Below are 17,899 nucleotides of genomic sequence, written 5' to 3'. Positions count from 1 at the left end.
TGTTCGTATAAAAAACCGCCATATAATGGGCCTAAGATGTCGGGCTGGCAGTTCATCGGGGTGCTGGGACAAACCCCGAATACAGCGACACAGATAGCCGTTCGAATCGCTGGCGAACCGAGATACTACAAGATTATGAGACGCAACACGATACTCATCGGTCTGTTGATAACAGCGGTGTTGCTGCCGATGTGGTACGTCGCCTTGCACGGCGAACCACCGTCGGAGGAGATAGCTATCGACGAGAGCGTCAGCGACATCCGGCCGCTCGATAGCCCAGTAGAGACGCCGAACAAACTGTCACCGAGCCAGGTCGGTGTCGTCGTCTGGGTCGCCCTGTTCGTTCTCGTGGGCGTGCTGACGGCCGCCCATCAGTTCATGAACAGAGCTGTCCGGCCGCCTGACGAGGCCGAGCCGGTCACCGACGGCGGGACCGTTTCGCTGCCGTGGCTCAACACGGACCATCGCTGGGTTGTCGAGTACCACGACGCCTCGGACGCCATAGAGGGACTCGTCGCCATGAGCGGGCTGACAGTCCTGTCTATCGTCTTCGCGGCGTTGTTCACCGGCGAGTACCTCACGCTCGCTCGCACCCAGTACTTCGGGCTATACGCGACCGGGATGTTCCTCTCGCTCGCGCTCTCGACGGTCGCGTACTACGCCTGGTTCATGCCACACGTCGAAGTCGCCGAACTCAGGGGGCACGAATGATAGAGTATCCGAAACCCGATGACGGCGAGGAACAGGGCGACGACTGCTCGTGTGACGGGGCCAGCGGGACGTCTCCCACGCTGTATGGGGACGCCCGCGCAGAACTCCGCCGCCGTGACTTCGCGAAGTTCCTCGCGACCGTCGGCGGTCTGACCGCCGTCGCCAGCCTCACCGCACCGCTTGCCAGCACTACACAGGTGTTCGAGCGAGGGTACAAGGGGCCGGTGTACTCCGACGGCATCCACCTCGTCGACGGCGAAGGCGAGCGCATCACCGAAAGCCGGCTCTCCGAAGGCGAGCACATAACCGTCTTCCCCGAGCCTCGGCCCGGCATTGAGGACGCACCGACGTTACTGGTGCGCTACGCCGAGTCTGACTACGGCGGCGACGTCTCGGAGGGGTTCACAGTCAACGGCTACGCCGCCTTCTCGAAGGTGTGTACTCACGCCGGCTGTATGGTCTCGGATCGGGAGGAGGATCTGGTCGTCTGTCCCTGCCACTTCGGGAAATTCAACGTTCTGGAAGGAGCGGCGGTCAGCGGCGGCCCGCCGGGGCGACCGCTCCCACAGCTTCCGATTACGATGACCAGCGACGGATTCCTCGTCGCCACCGGTGACTTCGAGGGGCCAGTCGGCCCGGGGGGTGAGTGATGTCCCGCGCCAAAGCCGTCTACGACTGGTTCGACACGCGCCTCGATCTTGAGAACGGCCAGAAGTTCCTCGGCAAGGCGTTCCCGGCCGAAGACTCGTTCCTGCTGGGCGAGGTGGCGCTGTTCTGTTTCCTCCTCCTGATTCTGTCGGGGGTCTTCCTCGGGTTCTTCTTCGAACCCTCGACCTCCGACGTGGAGTACGACGGCAGCGTCCAGAAGTTCCAGGGCCAGGAGATGCCCGAAGCGTTCGTCTCAGTGTTGCACATCACCTACGACGTGCCCTTCGGGATGTTCATCCGCCGGCTCCACCACTGGGCGGCCCACCTCTTTGTCGCCTCAATAGGGTTGCATATGTTACGGGTATTTTTCACCGGCGCATACCGCAATCCGCGGGAGCCCAACTGGATCGTCGGTACTGGCCTAGCGGCCCTCTCGATGGGTGCGGCCTACACCGGCTACGCGTTACCGTTCGACGAGTTCGCTGCCACAGCGACGGGCATCGGCTACAACCTCACGATATCCATCCCCCTGTTGGGTGATTTCCTCGGCCAGGTGGTGTTCGGGGGTGAGTTCCCCTCCAGTGCCACCATCCCGCGGCTGTACTTCCTGCATATCCTCGTGATACCAGCGGCCATCGCCGTGGGACTGGCCGTCCACATGGCGATTCTCATCCGGCAGAAACACACCGAAGCGCCGCGGGACGGCGATGTGACAGCCGGCCGTCAGTCTGTCGACGAGGAGAACGATGACATCATTATCGGCCTGCCTGCGTTCCCGAACCAAGCCGCCGTCTCCGCAGTGGTGTTCTTTGTCACCGCGGCGACGCTGTCGGCGCTTGCTGGCCTGCTTCCGGTCCACAACGTCGCCGAGTACGGGCCGAACAACCCCGCGGCTACGCCGGAGCTCATCATGCCGGACTGGTTCCTGATGTGGGTGTACGGCTTCCTGAAGCTCCTGCCACAGATCAGCTTCAGCATCGGACCGGCTCACATCAACGGGGAGTTCGTCGGCGGCATCGTCCTTCCGGGGCTGGTGTTTGCCGCGGTCGCCGTCTGGCCGTTCATCGACCGGACCGAGCCGACCCACTTCACCGCGGACCCGCTGGACCGGGCCTGGCAGACCGGTGTGGGCGTGGCCGCCGTTGCGTTCATCATGATCGCCTCGATTGCGGGGATGAACAACATCCTCGCGGACCAAGTGCTGGGAACGACGACGAACGTGGTCAACCCCATCCTGACGGCCGCGTTGCTCATCGTCCCACCCATCTTCGGCGGTATCACGTACCTACTGTTGCGCGACGGCGAGCCCACGCCGTCACAGGAGGGCGACGTGGCCGCGGACGGCGGCTCCGTCGGGGACGAACCGGACAGCACCGAACCGGAGGGAGACGGATGACTGCAAGCGTCCAACTGACTGAGCGGCAGTATCGCCTGCTGGATACGACGAGTAAGCTGGTCGGCCTCGTGCTGGTCGCTGCCGGCCTCGAAGTCGGGGGTAGCACGCTCACCGGCATCGCGCTGGCCGTGGCCGGCACTGCCTGCGCGACTGCGACAGTGTTCATCACCAATGAGTAGAAACGACCTGACCGACGACGAAACGAACAGTGCGGGAATCAGTCGCCGCGACTTCGTGCGTGGCCTCGGTGCCGCGTCACTACTGGGCGCGACGGGGCTGTCCTTCGCCAACGACGGTATGGACGGCCTCGAAGCGGTCGACGACCCCATCGGGTCGTACCCGTATCGGGACTGGGAGGACCTCTACCGCGACGAGTGGGACTGGGACTCCGTCGCCCGCTCGACCCACAGCGTCAACTGCACTGGCTCCTGTTCGTGGAATGTCTACGTCAAGGACGGCCAGGTCTGGCGCGAGGAGCAAGCCGGCGACTACCCGACGTTCGACGAGAGCCTCCCGGATCCGAACCCGCGGGGCTGCCAGAAGGGGGCCTGTTACACGGACTACGTCAACGCAGACCAGCGCGTGCTCCACCCGCTCCGCCGCACGGGCGAGCGTGGCGAAGGACAGTGGGAGCGGATTAGCTGGGACGAAGCGTTAACCGAGATCGCCGACCACGTCATCGACGAGGTGCAGGCGGGCCGGTACGACGCGATTTCTGGCTTTACACCCATTCCGGCGATGTCCCCGGTATCCTTCGCCAGCGGGAGCCGGCTCGTGAATCTGCTCGGCGGCGTTTCACACAGCTTCTACGACTGGTACTCGGACCTACCGCCGGGCCAGCCGATTACGTGGGGCACCCAGACGGACAACGCCGAGTCCGCCGACTGGCACAACGCCGATTACATCATCGCCTGGGGGTCGAACATCAACGTCACGCGCATCCCTGACGCGAAGTACTTCCTCGATGCCGGCTACGAGGGTGCAAAGCGCGTCGGTATCTTCACCGACTACTCCCAGACGGCCATCCACACCGACGAGTGGCTCTCGCCCCACGGCGGCAGCGACACCGCACTCGCGCTGGGCATGGCCCAGACAATCGTCGACGAGGGACTGCACGACGAGGCCCACCTCAAAGAACAGACCGACATGCCGCTGCTCGTCCGGGAGGATACCGGCAAGTTCCTCCGGGCGAGTGAGGTCGGTCTCGCCGAGGACGCCGACGACCCCGACAAGGTGTTCGTCATGGTCGACGCAGACGGGACCCTCCACCGGGCGCCCGGGTCGCTAGGTGAGCGGGACGGCCAGCACGACCACTCGAAGAGCATCGAACTCGACTTCGACCCGCAGCTAGCGGTCGAGCGGAGCGTCGACACCGACGAGGGTAGCGTCGCAGTCCGCTCGGTCTGGGAGAACCTCACCGACGAACTCAGCCAGTACACGCCCGAGGTCGTCCACGAGGAAACCGGCGTCGGCGAGAACACCTACCAGCGAGTCGCACGTGAGTTCGCCGAGGCCGACGCCGCCAAAATCATCCACGGCAAGGGCGTCAACGACTGGTACCACAACGACCTAGGCAACCGCGCGATCCAGTTGCTCGTGACGCTGACGGGGAACCTCGGCGATCCCGGCACCGGGCTGGACCACTACGTGGGACAGGAGAAAATCTGGTCGTTCCACGGCTGGAAGGTGCTCTCGTTCCCGACGGGGAATGTCCGCGGCGTACCGACGACGCTGTGGACGTACTTCCACGCGGGTATCCTCGACAACACGGACCCGGACACCGCAGAGAAGATACGCGAGTCCATCGACAAGGGATGGATGCCGGTCTATCCCGAGGAGCGGGGCGACGGGAGACGACCGGACCCGTCAACGATGTTCGTCTGGCGCGGGAACTACTTCAACCAGGCCAAGGGCAACGTCGCCGTCGAAGAGCAGCTCTGGCCCAAGCTCGACCTCGTCGTCAACATCAACTTCCGGATGGACTCGACGGCGATGTACTCCGACATCGTTCTGCCGGCGGCCAGCCACTACGAGAAATACGATCTCTCGGAGACGGACATGCACACGTACGTGCACCCGTTCACGCCGGCCGTCGAGCCACTCGGCGAGGCCAAGACCGACTGGGAGATCTTCCGCCTGCTCGCCGAAAAGATTCAGGAGCGCGCCCGGGAACGCGGCGTCGAGCCGGTCGAGGACCGCAAGTTCGACCGGACCATCGACCTGACGACGATACACGACGACTACGTCCGGGACTGGGAAACCGGTGAGGAAGAAGGGCTCGTTGAGGACAAAGCCGCGGCGGAGTTCATCCTCGAACACTCGGAGGAGACCAACCCCGAGGGCAGCGACGAGCAGATAACCTTCGACGACATCGACGAGCAACCACAGCGGTTCCTCGAAGCTGGCGACCACTGGAGTTCCGACATCAAAGACGGCGAGGCGTACGTCCCGTGGCAAGACTACGTCCACGACAAGAACCCCTGGCCGACCTTCACCGGCCGGCAGCAGTACTACATCGACCACGACTGGTACCTCGAACTCGGCGAGGAACTCCCGACCCACAAGGAAGGGCCCGAGAACACCGGCGGTGACTACCCGCTGTCGTACAACACGCCCCACGGTCGCTGGTCCATCCACTCGACGTGGCGTGACAGCACGAAGATGCTCAGGCTCCAGCGCGGCGAACCCGTAGTGTATCTGAACCCCGAGGACGCCGAGGAGCGGGGCATCGAGGACGGCGACACCGTGGAGGTGTACAACGACCTCGGAAGCGTCGAGGTGCAGGCGAAGATTTACCCCTCCAGCGAACCGGGGACTGTCCGGCACTTCTTCTCCTGGGAGAAGTTCCAGTACCCCGACCGAGACAACTTCAACACGCTCGTCCCGATGTACATGAAGCCGACCCAGTTGGTCCAGTACCCGGAAGACACCGGGGAACACCTGCACTTCTTCCCGAACTACTGGGGGCCGACCGGGGTCAACAGCGACGTGCGTGTCGATATCCGACCGAGCGGAGGTGACACCGAATGAGTACCGATCAACAGGACGACCAAGGAGAAGAGGACACGCTGGTCAACGTCGCCGACGGCGTCGACCACCAGGTCGCGATGGTGATGGACCTGAACAAGTGCATCGGCTGCCAGACGTGTACGATCGCCTGCAAGAACCTCTGGACGGAGGACGGCGGCAGCGAGTACATGTACTGGAACAACGTCGAGACAAAGCCCGGCGAGGGCTACCCTCGCGGCTGGGAGGACTCCGGCGGCGGCTGGGAGTCAAGCGAGCACTCGGACCGCTCGCCCGGGGAGATCCCCGACGATGAGGACTACGGCCGCGCCTGGGAGTTCAACCACGAGGAGATCATGTACGAGGGCAGCGACGAACCGCTCCGGCCTCGCGACGGCGCAGAGTGGGGGCCCAACTGGGACGAGGACCAGGGAGCCGGCGAGTACCCCAACAGCTACTACTTCTATCTGCCGCGCATCTGTAACCACTGCACCCACCCCTCCTGTGTCGAGGCCTGCCCGCGCTCGGCGCTGTACAAGCGTCAGGAGGACGGAATCGTCCTCGTCGATCAGGACCGCTGCCGGGGCTACCGCTACTGCGTGGAAGGGTGCCCCTATAAGAAGGTGTACTACAACACCGTCTCGAAGAAATCCGAGAAGTGCATCTTCTGTTACCCCCGCATCGAAGGGGAGGGCCCCGACGGAGAGACGTTCGCCCCGGCCTGTGCCGAGGAGTGCCCGCCACAGCTCCGACTGGTCGGCTTCCTCGACGACGAGGAGGGACCGATCCACAAGCTCGTGAATGAGTACGAAGTGGCCCTGCCGCTCCATCCGGAATTCCGCACGCAGCCCAACGTCTACTACATCCCGCCCTTCGCCCCCGGCCAGCACACGGAGGACGGTGAGACTGTTGACATCGACCGTATCCCGCGGCAATACCTCCGGGAACTGTTCGGCGACGGCGTCGACGAAGCGCTCGACACTATCGACGCCCACCGGCAGCGCGTCCGACAGGGTGGTGACAGCGAACTGATGGAACTGCTTCAGGACAAGAACCCGGCGAAACAGTACCGCCTGGAGGTCTTCGACGATGACTGACCACCGACGCACACTCACACTCACGGCGGTGCTTTCGGCGCTCATCGTCGTTTCGACGGTGGCTGCGCCGATGGTGAGCGCCCGGCCAGCACACGAGATCCCGGTTTCGGAGGTATCGACGGCCGACCTCGCCGAACCGAACGCCGACGGCTGGGAGGCGGTCCCGGCCTCGGACGTGCCGCTTTCGAGCGCCCCGAGTAGCGTTCCGAACGCCGACGACACGTCCATCGAGACGGTCGACGTACAGGCGGCTCGCACTGACCAGCGGCTGTACGTCCGCCTGGAGTGGCAGGACGCGACCCGGGACATGAACGCCAGCGCCACGCGGGAGTTCGCCGATGCGGTCGCGGTCCAGTTCCCGGTCAACACGAGTTCCCGGCCGCCGATAGCGATGGGCGGCCCCGACAACCGCGTCAACGTCTGGTACTGGAGCGGGTCGACCGGGACGCAGGAACTGCTGGCCGGCGGCGCTGGCTCGACCACGCCGTTCGAGAACCCGACCGTGCAGGCGAACGCGAGTCACAGCGGCACCGGCAGCAACGCCACCTGGACGGTGGTGTACTCGCGCCAGCTTGACGCGCCGAGCGAGAACCGGACCGACCTGCGGACCGACGGCGACCTCGACGTGGCCTTCGCCGTCTGGAACGGCTCCAACGGCGAGCGGTCCGGGCAGAAGGCAGTCAGCGAGTGGCACTACTATCCGTTCAGCGGCGGCCCGCAAGGTCCGCCCTACGAGACGCTACTGTGGACCCTCGCCGGCATCGCCATCGTCGCTGTCGTCGGCGTCACCAGCTTCGGCATCTACCGCACGCAGGGGGCCGAGTAATGGCGACCACGCCAACTGACCAGATGGACGATATCGATGAGGACGCCGCCGCTCGCGGCGCGGTGTACGCGACACTCGCCAAAGCGTTCGAGTACCCCGAGGAATCGTTCCATCGCGCGGCGACCGACGGAAGTCTTGAAGCCGGTTTGAGAGCCTGTATCGACCGCTCGGGTCTCGACGTATCCGTTCCGTCGCTAACCACCGACGACGATTACGAGACGCTCGCGGCCCGCTACAACGATATCTTCGAACTCGGCTACAGCGAGTACACGGACCGGACAGACGGTTCGCTGGAGGCGGAGGGGCCGCCGGTCCCGCTGTACGAGTCGAAATACCGGCCGGACCACTCCTGGAACGACGTGAACCTCGACCTCTCGCGAGCCTACAGCCACTACGGCCTGGAAATCGACCAAGACCAGCGGGATAACCACGACGCGCTGACCTACGAACTGGAGTTCGCGGGCTACCTGGCCCGGCGGGAAGCCGCCGTCGGCGAGGACGCCGCACTCGCTCGGCTTGACTTCCATGACCGCCACCTCGGCCACGCAGCCGCGGGCGTGGCCGACCGACTGGCCGACGAACCGGGAACCGACATCTACGGCGGCTTCGGCGAACTGCTGGAGGCGTTCGTCCGGGCCGACCGCAACGACCTCGCAACACGGTTGGAGGATCAGCGATGACGGCGGCGCTACAGCGACGGGTCAGACCGCTGCTACACGGCGGAAGCCATTCGGTCGCGGACCTGGCGGTCGGCGCTGCGGCCGTCGCGGTCGCCGCCCGTTACCTCGCCGTTCTGTTCGTCAACGCACCGGGGTACGGCGGCGTCCCGATTTCGCCCGGCCTGGCGACAGGGGTGCCAACGGTCGTCGTCGCCGCCGCGGCGATCGCTGTGGCCGTCACCGACGCCGACCCGCTCACCGGCATCGGACTGCTGTTCGTCGGCGTGTTCGGCCTGTTGTCGCTCCTCAGTAGCGCCGCGGCGCTGCCGGCGGCCGCCGCAATCGTCCTCGGGACGGCGACCGTCGCCGCCGTCGCGGGACGGCAGCTGGACTTCGTTTCGGCCGGCGCGGCCGCCCTGCTCGTCGCGGCGCTGAGCATCGGGCTGGCGAGCGGTGTCGGCGGCTGGACTGATCTCCGATCGGTGGCCTCCACCGTGGCGCTGCTTGGCATCGCGTCGACGCCGGCGTTCGCCGCGACGGACTGGCGCTCGCTGTCGACAGCGGACTGGGGCGCAGTACTCGGCGGCCTCGCCGCCTTCGCCGTCGTCCTTGCCGTCGGTCGAGCCGTCCCGTTTGTCACGGGCGCGGTCACGCTCACGGGCACCGGCGTCGTCGGGACGAGTCTGCCGGTCATCGCACTGGCCGCTGCCGGTGCGGTGACGACGGCCAGCGCGGCCAGCCGAACGCGGCGGTGGCCGCTGCTCGCCGGCGTCGCGCTGGTCGCGTTTGCGGGTGTCCCGGCGTCGCTCCCGCGGGCACTCCCGTTCGCGCTCGGCATCGCCGTGCTCACTGCACAGGAGGGAACGCAATGACGGGCTGTCACGACGACGATGAGTTTGAGAAGCACCTCGAAGAGGACCCGGACCCGCAACTGGACCCCGAACGCAGCCCGGGCCTACACACCGATATCGAAGCACTGGAAGACATCGAAGTGTCCCGCGAAGACGTGACTATTGGCGAGGCCACGCCCGAAGAACTGGCCGCTAGCGACACCGAACCCGTCGATGACGACGCGGTGGCGTCGCTGCTGTCCGATATCGAACACGGCGAGAAGACCGACCGCCGGCGTGCCGCCCTCGAACTCAAAGACCGGGCGACGACGGACGAAATCGTAGCGGCGCTGGCCCGTGCTGCGACGACCGACGACGACAGCGACGTGCGCCAGTTCGCCGTCGAGGCGTTGACCGCCCACGGCGGCGAGCGGGCCGCAGCGGTAGCAGTGGAACTGCTCAACGACCCCGATCCGTGGGTCCGAGCGGAAGCCGTCGTCACGCTCGACAACGTCGACCGCGAGGCCCACGAGGACGATATCGCGGCCGCCATCGACGACGACCACCACGCGGTTCGGCGCAACGCGGCCATCTCGCTGTTCAAACTCCGCGGAGAGGCGATGGCCAACCTGCTGTTAGAACAGAGCCGCGACGACAGCGAGCGGGTCCGCGAGTGGGCCGCTCACATGCTCGGTGGCGTCGACGAGGACCGCGCCCGCGAGCGACTGCGCGAACTCACCGACGATCCGGCCACCGTGGTCCGACAGACCGCCGAACGGTCGCTCGACGTGGATCCCGGACGGTTCCGACGGCAGTTCGGCGGCGCGCTGGAGAACGACGCCCGACTGCTGCCCGGCGAAGACAGACTCAATCGGATGCCCGACCTCTGACGATGACTGACGGAACGCCCACCACACTGACCGACCGCATCGAAACCGCACTGCGAGACGTGCGCGACCCGAACGCCGACCTCTCCGTGTTCGACGCAGGCTTCGTCGAGAACATCGACGCAGCCGACGGCGAGGTAACAATCGAAGCTGACCTGACCGCACTGGACGGCCAGACGAGCACGCAGGTCGTTCAGGCGATGCTCCACGCGGTCGACGACGTGGACGGCGTCGGGAGCGTCCACGTCGAGCGGACGACACCGACGAGTGAGGGGCAAAGCGGCGTCGAGTCTTTCGACCACGTCGTGGCCGTCGCCAGCGCGAAAGGCGGCGTCGGCAAGTCGACGGTCGCCACGCATCTGGCCTGTGCGCTGGCCGCTGACAACGACGTGGCCCTGTTCGACGCCGACATCCACGGGCCGAACGTGCCCGAACTGCTGGAGGTGAGCGGGCCGGTCCACTCCAGCGAGGAGGGCGACCCGCTGCCGGTTCGCGCAGGTGATATGGACGTGATGAGCGTCGGCCTGATGGAAAGCGGCGCGCCGCTGGCCTGGCGCGGCGCGATGGCCCACGACGCGCTCGATGACTTATTCGAGAACACCGCCTGGCGTAACGACGAAGTACTGGTGCTCGACCTGCCGCCAGGGACGGGCGACGTGGTACTGACGACGCTGCAGGAAGTCCCCGTCGATGGCGTCGTCGTCGTCACGACGCCGTTTCACGCGAGCGTCAGCGACACCAGCCGAACCGTCGAACTGTTCCGCGACAACGACGTGCCGGTGCTCGGGACCATCGTCAATATGGCCGAATACGTCTGTGACTGCTGTGGCGAACCGAACGACCTGTTTACCGGCGACGCGCTAGGAGATCTCGATGCGGCGGTGCTGGCCGAACTCCCGTTCTCGCACGACCTGCAGGGGACGCCAGCACCCGGCGACGTGCCAGATACTGTTAGCGACCTCGGGGACGCCGTCGAGTCCGCCCTCGACACCGCAGGCGAGGTGGGCGTCGGCCCGACCGCCGATATCCGGGGCCTGCCGCCACAGGAACGCAAGGATCTGGTTCGAGACCAGTTCACCGCGCTGGACAGCGGTGAACCGTTCGTCCTCGTCAGCGACCGCGATCCGACGCCGGTCGGACAATTCCTAGGCCAGCTCGCGGAAGCCCCACGCGAGGCCTTCGACCCGTTCGAGGTCCGCCGGGAAACACCCGAGGCCTGGGTGCTGGAGACAGTCAAGCCGTAGGTGTGATCGCTGGTACCAAGGCGTGCTAACGAATAACGCGCCGGCAGAGCAGGTCTAAAGGCATAATTGTCCGCACCCGTAGTAGTACGGTAATGACCGCTATACTCGTGGCGGCGATCCGACTCGCGCACGGTCGGGTACGTGACAGGTCCGGGCGGACCAGGAGGATAGCGTGACCGATCCGTTTGCGGTGATGAACGCTATCGGGCTGGTCGGGTTCGCATTCGTCGGCGCGGCGAAAGCCATCGAAGAGCGCTACGATGTGTTCGGTGTCACGGTCGTCGGCGTGATGACGGCGCTGGGTGGCGGGACGACGCGGGACCTGCTGTTGAACAGCGTTCCGAACTCCCTGCAGTCCCCCGGCGAAGTCGCCCTGTCGCTGCTTGGTGTCACCGCCGCTGTGCTATTCGTGCATTTCCTCGACGACGGCCACCAGCACCCGGTGGTCCTGACAGCCGACGCCATCGGGCTGGCCGCGTTCTCGACCACTGGGGCGCTGCTGGGCCAGCAGGCTGGCCTCCCGGTGTTCGCCGTCGTCGCGCTGGCGACAGTCAACGCGGCGGGCGGCGGCGCAATCTCGGACCTGCTGTTGGGCCGGACGCCCTTTATTCTCCGCGAGGACTTCTACGCGTCCTGTGCTGTTATCGGCGGCTTCGCCTTCTGGGCGCTGGCACAGATTGGCGTCAGCGTCAGCGTGGCATCGGCCGGGTGCGCACTCGCGGTGCTGTTGGCCCGGGGGCTGGGCATCGGCCGCGGGTGGTCGCTCCCGACGGTACAGGCGTGGGAGCGACGCGACGCACAGTAGGGCGGCACCGCAGTTCCGGCTTCTCGTCTGTCATGCCCCATTCCTGCATCCGCTGGGCTCCATCGCTGTGACCACTGTGCGACCGCCTGCGGGAGCTGTATCCCGTGCTCGTCGCGATGGTGATCGGTGCGTAGGCACTTTTGAGCGCGTATTGGGGGTGAAGAGACAGTCGACCGCCGCGACAAACCCGGGAACGCCCCGGTGAGCCGCTACTGACAGAGTATCTCTCGGGTCGTCGTTGCCAGCGACGCGTAGAACGGTTCCCGTGTCTCTGTCTCGACTTGCCTGAGGAACTCGTCAGCCCAGACAGCGAGGTGTTCCTCGAAGAACTGGTTGAGCTGTTCGTCGAAGCCCGCTTCTGCGAGGTAGGCGGCGAACTCCAGTTCCGTGGCGATGTGGTCCGGGAGGTCCGAATGGGCAGCCGCGGGCTGGACGCCGAACTCCCTGTACCAGCGCACGACGGCCGTCGTGGCTGGACCCTTGACCGGGCCGAGTGCATCCGGGTCCTCACCGTCACGATAGACACTCTCGTAGGGCGGACACGGCGGTCCCGCTGGACCGATGAACAGTCGGGTGTACTCGGTCCTGAGACGATGGCGATCGGCCGAGCCGATGTCACCGACCACCGGGGCCAACTCACCGGCCTCAATGGCTTCGGTCAGTTGTTCGGTCGGTTCTCGCCAACATTCGGCGAGGACAGCGTACGTTGCCGCGGCGTCCGACCGAAACCCATCGCTTCCAGTGTCGCGCTCGGGTGACTGCTCGCGTGTGGTGGGGGTATCAGTCTGTCCAGTCATTGTCGTTCCTTTGTGCCGCCATCAGTCGCGTACTGTCCGTCGACTCGCTGGATCGGGACGTACTTCAGGCCGAGCGTGACGATGAGCGCACCGAAGGCGACGATACCGAGGGTGACAACAACCTCGACTAGCGTCGGGGTGTAGGCCCCCGCAGTCGCCCAGATGTCTGTCGTGATGCCGGCGTACTCGCCACCGAGCGAGATGCCCGGTGGGAGGTCGATGTTAGCGACCTCGTATCCTGTAAACACCAGCCGGACCCCTTCGAACATCGTGCCGAAGACCGCGAGAAGGCTCGCGGTAAAGATGACCGACACGCGCTTCCGGAGCGATGGAATCATCAGCATGACAAGCGGGACTGCGCCGCCGACAACGGTCCAGAGCCAGAAGTAGACGGACTCACCGATGAGGAAGCCACTGGTGATGGCCCAGAACTCGAAGTGGTTCGCCCAGGCGTGGGGCAGTCGTTCCGCCGCGAGCAGATACACCACGTGCAGCGCGAGGAAGACACCGAGTATCTTGCCGAGACTTGTGAGTTCCTCGCGGTCGACCTCGTAGTTCGTGAGCCGGTCTGCGAGGACCGACACGACCAGCAACAATCCGAGGCCGGAGACGAGCGCCTTGGCGATGAACACCGGTGCGACGAGGGGGCTGAACCAGTCGCCACGCCCGATCTGCGTCGCGAAGATCCACCCGGTCACGGAGTGGAGGGCGACCGCAGTCGGGAGTGCGAGTGCCGCGGTCCAGAACATGAGCGTGCGGTCACGCTCACGTCCGGCGTCGGTGTCATCGACACCCAGTGCGAGTGGCGACCCCCGTGCAGCAAGGTCACGGCGCGTCAGGAGCCACAGATACCAGAGGTTTAGCACGCCGTAGAGAATGACGATGCCGAAGTCCCACACCATCGGCGAGCGGAAGTCCGGCGAGGTGAAGAACTGGTAGAGCCGCTCGGGCCGCCCGATGTCTGGGAGGATGAGCAGCCCTGCGACGGTGATGCACGCGAGACTGACCAGCACCCCGAGTCGTGCGAATCCTTCGTAGCGGTGTGAGTGGAAGAACTTCGGTGCGCTGGAGATAATGAGTCCCCCAGCAGATAACCCGACGAACAGGACGAACATCATGATGTACAGCCCCCACGAGAAGACGTTGCGCATCCCCGTGGCCACAAGGCCCGTCGTGAGCTGGTAGCCCCAGGCTGCCAGTCCAGCGACTATGACGGTCGCGAGGAGCCCGAGCCACAGCTTTCCTTTCGTCCCGAAGGCCGGAATCGCGATTCGGGATGTGTCAGCGGCCATCAGTCATCACCTCCGGACCCCACTGCTGGGACGTGTGGAGCTGCATCACCCTCGATGGAGTGGTGGCTTCCACCCGAGCCACTGCTGTCGCTTTCACTGGCCTCAGCTGGTACGTCCTCGGCCCCGTCGGACCACGGAGAGACATCGTCAAGTTCGCTCTCCATTTTATCCGACGTCTGTGGCCGACCGGGACTCATCTCGCCGCTGATGTAGTGCGTCTTCGGGTTCGTCCCGCGGTCTTCGAGGAGCTGGTCCGTCTCGTACTCGTTGATGTATTTCGAGACAGTACTCCCCTCGTCGTCGAGGTCGCCGAAGATGCGTGCGTCGGCGGGGCAGTTGACGACGCAAGCCGGATCGAGTCCCTCGTCGACGCGATGGCTACAGAACGTACACTTCTCGACGACGCCCTGTGGCCGGGCGGCAACGTCGCCCGTTCCCGCCTCGGGCATATGTTCGGGTTCGTCCCAGTTGAACACCCGCGCGTTGTACGGACAGGCGGCCATGCAGTAGCGACAGCCGATGCACTTGTCGTAGTCTATTTCGACGATTCCGTCGTCCCGTGTGTACGTCGCGTTGACCGGACAGACCTTCACGCAGGGCGCGTTTTCGCAGTGCTGGCACGCCGTCGGCTGGTACTGCATGTCCAGCGAGCCACTGCCGCCGTCATCTGGGTAGCCACCGGACGGAGTGTCGATCTTGTCGCCGCCCTCCGTCAGGACGCGGTTCCAGAACTGCCCCATCGGGACGTTGTTCTCCTGTTTACACGACACTGCGCATGCCTGACAGCCGATACACCGCTCCTGGTCGATTACGAGGCCATAGTTCGTCATCGTTAGTCACCTCCTGCACGTGATGTTTCAGCGCCAGTCCCACGCGGGTTGTCCGTTTCGTACTTCTCCGTGTCCAGGTCGTCGGGAGCCGGCTCGACGGCGACGCGGACATCGTAGAACGACATCGTCTGGCCGATTTCACTGACCTCGTTGTGCGTGAGGTCGTTGTGGTGACCCTTGAGGTAGTCACGTGACCACCATCCCTGGTCAGTGTTTACCAGCCCCGGCTGGAACGCCTCGTTGTACTTCGCCTTCACAATCATCTCGCCGCGGTCGTTGTACACGCGGACGTACTCGCCGTCCTCGATACCGCGAGCCTTCGCATCCGACGGATGGATGTCCAGCTGCGGTTCGGGGTTGACCTCACGCACCCAGTTCAGCATCTCGTACTGTGAGTGGATGCGGAACCGACTGTGCTTCTGCATGAACATCAGCGGGTACTCGTCGGCCTTCTCGTAGTCGTCGGCCGTCCGGTCTTCGAGTGGCCGCGGGAGGTCGAACGTCACGCCTTCCTCGCTCGGGGCGTCATCATCGTACATCTTGATTCGCCCCGTGTCAGTGGGGAACGCATCGGTGAACTTGACGATGGGAATGTTCTGCTTCTTCTGTGTCCCCTGCTCGGACAGCGTTTCGAAGTCGATGGCGTCGTCCCGGCTGGCGAGTTCCCGGAGCAGTTCGCGTTTTGTCTCCGGAAAATAATCTCCGAATCCGAGTCGCTTTGCGAGCCCGCGAATCGCGTAGTAGTCGTCTCTGGCCTCCCACATTGGCTCCTGAACCTTGTGTCGATAGCTGATGTGTGGGTGTGACCCCCAGCTGGAAACGATGTCCTCCTGTTCAAACCAGTGTGGGACCGGGAAGATGATATCCGCATGCTGGACCGTATCCGTGTGGTGCATATCTGCGACGACATACATCTCGAGGCTGTTGATAGCCTCTCTGAACCGTTGCCGGTCCGGGAACTGGTTGCCCATCATGTTCGACTCGATCGAGTAGGCGGCCCTGATCTTGTGCGGGTCACCGTCGATCATCGCGTCCGGGTAGTCGGAGAAGCGCACCGATGGTCCAGGGTCGGCGTCTTCGGGAGTACTCCAGCCGCCGGTACTGAGCGTCGCACCGCCGGAATGGTGCGCGTGGATGTTTCCATGCTGACCGTAGTCTCCGGTCAGCCCCATCAGCATCGCGTAGGTCTGTCCGAAGATGTGCCCGTGTTTGTATCGCCCGAGAGCGTAACTTGGAGCGATGCCACCGGGACCACGAGTCGCCAGCCACCGAACTGCAGTGCGGATGTTCTCCGCATCGACACCGGTCTGCTCCGCGACTTTCGATGGGGCGTAGTCAGCGACGTGGTCTCGGAGTCGGGTCAGTGCTGTCTCACATTCGATGCCGTCGACGGTGAACTCACCGAACAGCGCATACGGGCCGTCGGTCTCAGGTTCGAGTTCGACCGGCGTGTTGCTGCCCTGTTCGACAGCGACCACCTTGTCGTCGCTGCCGTCCTCAAAGACGGTGCTCGACTTGAGCAGGGTGCCGGTGTCTTTCCGAACCAGTGCCGGGCCCGTTGTACGCTTCCGGAGGAACTGTTCGTCGTACGTCCCGTCCTCGAAGACGGTGTGCATCATCGCAAGCGCGAGATGCACGTCTTTCCCGGGCTTGACCGGGAGCCACAGGTCGGCTTTCGACGCTGTCGTCGTGTACACCGGGTCGACCACGACGAGCTTCGCTCCGTTCTCAACAGCATCGAGCACCTTCGAGGCGTCCATCTGGAACTGGCTGGAGAAGATATCCGACCCCCAGACGATGATGGTGTTTGCGTTCTCCCAGTCCTCGGATTCGTTCGTCGAGGGTAAGTAGAAGCCGGTCCCAGTGACCCGGTTGAATCCGCGGCCAACGTTGGTATCAATTGTGGACGCAGGCTGGGTTGAGCCGAACAGGGAGGCCAGGCGACTGAACGCCTGTCCGGACTGTCCGTAATTCCCGAATCCCACATGGAAGAGAACACTTTCCGGGCCGAAATCTGCTTTCAACGACTGCATTTTGTCGGCGACCAGATCGAGCGCCTCGTCCCAGGAGACGCGCTCGAATTCGGCGTCTGGACCGCGTCCATCGGGGTTTGGCTCGTCGGGCGACCAGTCTGTCCGCCTCATCGGGTATTTCAGCCTCGTCGGATCGTACACACGCTGGGTGTGCGAGAGCCCGAGTACGCAGGCCCGCTTGTACTGCTCGTCTTCCGGCGGATGTGGCTCGACCTTCTTCACCTGTCCGTCGCGGACGTGGACGTCGATGGGACACTTCCCGCGGCAGTTCGGCGAGCAGACGGTCTGGATGACGTCGTTCTGCCCGACGTAGCTCTCGATACCCGGGTCGCGCTTTGCCGCTGCCGTTTCGTCTCCGCGTTCGGCCAGTCCTTGGAGGAACTCGCCGCCGCCGAGACCGAGTGCAGCAGCCGCGCCTCCGGCTTTCAGTACGTCGCGCCGATACAGGCCATCGTTGTCAGTCATCGTCGAATCCCTCGGGTTTGGTCGGCCGCTCGTCTTCACCGAACTCCGCCAGTACCGCCTCGTGGTACTTTTCGTGGAATTCGGCGTCGCTCAGTTCCCCGTTCGAGACACGAATCGCGTCACGAGCCATCCGTAGTCCCAAGTCAGTGTCGTAGTCGACGCCGTCAAGCATCGCTGTTGCTTCATCTTCCCACTCATCAATCGGCGTCAATCTCGGCTCCTGTGGGTTATTCATGGCTCTAGTTGTCGATTCCTCTCGGAACTTGGTAGGAAACGCGCTGTATTATGAAGCGGTTTAAGTACGGCTGCGGGCCGCGCCAGTCCGTTCGCACTCACGGTGTCGCCGACCTGTCTCTTATACACATCTCTGAGC

Annotated in this window: 17 protein-coding genes; 12 read left to right on the top strand and 5 right to left on the bottom strand. The window is 64.5% G+C overall.

Going from position 1 to position 17,899, the window contains the following annotated elements; translation table 11 throughout:
- Positions 1–135 precede the first annotated feature (135 nt).
- The 12 genes from C443_RS03745 (at position 136) to C443_RS03690 (ending at position 12,109) form a co-directional block, all read left to right on the top strand.
- Entirely contained in the window at positions 136–711 is a 576-nt protein-coding gene (locus tag C443_RS03745) for a hypothetical protein (protein ID WP_005534001.1), read from the top strand.
- Positions 708–1,361 (top strand): QcrA and Rieske domain-containing protein, encoded by a 654-nt coding sequence (locus C443_RS03740; RefSeq protein ID WP_005534000.1) that lies wholly within the window; start codon positions 708–710, stop codon positions 1,359–1,361. Before C443_RS03745 ends, C443_RS03740 begins: the two co-directional genes overlap by 4 nt.
- Positions 1,361–2,755, top strand: a complete 1,395-nt coding sequence (locus tag C443_RS03735; protein ID WP_005533999.1) for a cytochrome b — start codon at positions 1,361–1,363, stop codon at positions 2,753–2,755. The genes C443_RS03740 and C443_RS03735 overlap by 1 nt, the downstream gene beginning before the upstream one ends.
- Positions 2,752–2,934, top strand: coding sequence for a hypothetical protein (locus C443_RS03730; RefSeq protein WP_005533998.1), 183 nt, complete (start codon positions 2,752–2,754; stop codon positions 2,932–2,934). Before C443_RS03735 ends, C443_RS03730 begins: the two co-directional genes overlap by 4 nt.
- Complete coding sequence (locus C443_RS03725) at positions 2,927–5,785, top strand: nitrate reductase subunit alpha (RefSeq protein ID WP_005533997.1); 2,859 nt, start codon at positions 2,927–2,929, stop codon at positions 5,783–5,785. Before C443_RS03730 ends, C443_RS03725 begins: the two co-directional genes overlap by 8 nt.
- Positions 5,782–6,858, top strand: coding sequence for a nitrate reductase subunit beta (narH, locus tag C443_RS03720; protein WP_005533995.1), 1,077 nt, complete (start codon positions 5,782–5,784; stop codon positions 6,856–6,858). Before C443_RS03725 ends, narH begins: the two co-directional genes overlap by 4 nt.
- Positions 6,851–7,684 carry an ethylbenzene dehydrogenase-related protein gene (locus C443_RS03715; protein ID WP_005533993.1) on the top strand — a complete coding sequence of 278 codons (834 nt, stop codon included), beginning with the start codon at positions 6,851–6,853 and terminating at the stop codon, positions 7,682–7,684. The genes narH and C443_RS03715 overlap by 8 nt, the downstream gene beginning before the upstream one ends.
- Positions 7,684–8,364, top strand: coding sequence for a molecular chaperone TorD family protein (locus C443_RS03710; protein ID WP_005533991.1), 681 nt, complete (start codon positions 7,684–7,686; stop codon positions 8,362–8,364). Before C443_RS03715 ends, C443_RS03710 begins: the two co-directional genes overlap by 1 nt.
- Positions 8,361–9,215, top strand: coding sequence for a hypothetical protein (locus C443_RS03705; protein WP_005533990.1), 855 nt, complete (start codon positions 8,361–8,363; stop codon positions 9,213–9,215). The genes C443_RS03710 and C443_RS03705 overlap by 4 nt, the downstream gene beginning before the upstream one ends.
- Positions 9,212–10,063 (top strand): HEAT repeat domain-containing protein, encoded by an 852-nt coding sequence (locus C443_RS03700; protein WP_005533989.1) that lies wholly within the window; start codon positions 9,212–9,214, stop codon positions 10,061–10,063. Before C443_RS03705 ends, C443_RS03700 begins: the two co-directional genes overlap by 4 nt.
- 2 nt (positions 10,064–10,065) lie before the next feature.
- A complete protein-coding gene (locus tag C443_RS03695; protein WP_005533988.1) occupies positions 10,066–11,304 on the top strand; it encodes a P-loop NTPase in 1,239 nt (412 codons plus the stop codon).
- 172 nt (positions 11,305–11,476) lie between these two features.
- Positions 11,477–12,109 (top strand): trimeric intracellular cation channel family protein, encoded by a 633-nt coding sequence (locus tag C443_RS03690; protein WP_311241297.1) that lies wholly within the window; start codon positions 11,477–11,479, stop codon positions 12,107–12,109.
- Between the two features lie 209 nt (positions 12,110–12,318).
- Here the strand turns inward: C443_RS03690 and C443_RS03685 are convergent, their stop codons facing one another.
- The 5 genes from C443_RS03685 to C443_RS03665 are packed head-to-tail and all read right to left on the bottom strand — an operon-like array spanning position 12,319 to position 17,761.
- On the bottom strand, positions 12,319–12,906 hold the full coding sequence (locus C443_RS03685) for a TorD/DmsD family molecular chaperone (protein ID WP_005533986.1): 588 nt from the start codon (positions 12,904–12,906) through the stop codon (positions 12,319–12,321).
- Complete coding sequence (gene nrfD / locus C443_RS03680) at positions 12,903–14,198, bottom strand: NrfD/PsrC family molybdoenzyme membrane anchor subunit (protein WP_005533985.1); 1,296 nt, start codon at positions 14,196–14,198, stop codon at positions 12,903–12,905. The genes C443_RS03685 and nrfD overlap by 4 nt, the downstream gene beginning before the upstream one ends.
- On the bottom strand, positions 14,198–15,028 hold the full coding sequence (locus C443_RS03675; RefSeq protein ID WP_005533983.1) for a 4Fe-4S dicluster domain-containing protein: 831 nt from the start codon (positions 15,026–15,028) through the stop codon (positions 14,198–14,200). The genes nrfD and C443_RS03675 overlap by 1 nt, the downstream gene beginning before the upstream one ends.
- A gap of 2 nt (positions 15,029–15,030) precedes the next feature.
- Positions 15,031–17,526: a molybdopterin-dependent oxidoreductase gene (locus C443_RS03670; RefSeq protein ID WP_005533980.1), complete on the bottom strand. Its 2,496-nt coding sequence runs from the start codon at positions 17,524–17,526 to the stop codon at positions 15,031–15,033.
- Positions 17,519–17,761, bottom strand: coding sequence for a 4Fe-4S ferredoxin N-terminal domain-containing protein (locus C443_RS03665; RefSeq protein WP_005533977.1), 243 nt, complete (start codon positions 17,759–17,761; stop codon positions 17,519–17,521). Before C443_RS03665 ends, C443_RS03670 begins: the two co-directional genes overlap by 8 nt.
- Between the last annotated feature and the right edge of the window lie 138 nt (positions 17,762–17,899).

Origin of the sequence: Haloarcula argentinensis DSM 12282 (genome assembly GCA_000336895.1) — an archaeon.
Taxonomy (GTDB): Archaea; Halobacteriota; Halobacteria; order Halobacteriales; family Haloarculaceae; genus Haloarcula; species Haloarcula argentinensis.
This window is presented reverse-complemented; position numbering and strand designations above follow the sequence as displayed.